Source organism: Oleiphilus sp. HI0086 (assembly GCF_001635225.1).
The window spans coordinates 1-658 of the sequence record NZ_LWFZ01000085.1 but is presented as its reverse complement, the minus strand read 5'-3'; the positions used below and the strand labels follow the sequence as shown (position 1 = coordinate 658).

Here is a 658-nt window from a genome sequence, read left to right as displayed (position 1 = left end):
TATTGGCTCTTGTTTGGCCTAGGTTGCCGAAATTTGGGTATTCGAAGTCTTCGGTCGTATCTGTATTGGGTTTGGTTTTGATATTTGGAAGTTCATCAATTCTAACAGAGCATTCTCAGTTTCCTGGTTATAATGCTTTATATCCAGTACTAGGTACAGTATTGTTGATTTATTCACAAGGTGGCTTAATTAATAAGTTACTCTCTATGAGAGGGTTTGTCTTTACCGGCAAAATATCCTATTCAATGTATCTTTGGCATTGGCCAATCATAGTGTTCCTCCGATATATGTCTGTGGAGCTGACTCTGATAGTGCAGCTTTTGATTATTGTTCTGACTTATCTAGTCTCAGTATTAACTTGGCGTTTCATAGAGCAGCCATTTCGAGAGTCAGGCGATACTGAGTTTAGATCTGTTGTATTAAAAATGTTCTTACTGCCAGCTGTCATAATTTCGATTCTGGTGACTATCGGGATTTGGAACAAAGGATTTCCTTCCAGATTTGAACCAGCAGTATTGAAGATGGAATCTGCTTTAAACTCTCATCCAGATATAGCGCGAGCGGGTTGTCACTCTCCATTAAGGTATAGCTCGCGTTTACCTCAAGCTAATTGTGTCGAGGGTGATGATGATCTGAAAAGCCTTGATTTGGAAAGTGC

At 39.7% G+C, this 658-nt stretch carries 1 protein-coding gene; it reads left to right on the top strand.

Annotated features, from left to right (window positions below; all coding sequences use genetic code 11):
- Positions 1 to 77 precede the first annotated feature (77 nt).
- Positions 78 to 658 (top strand): acyltransferase (locus A3756_RS28495; protein WP_231875446.1); only part of this gene is annotated, 581 nt, incomplete at its 3' end.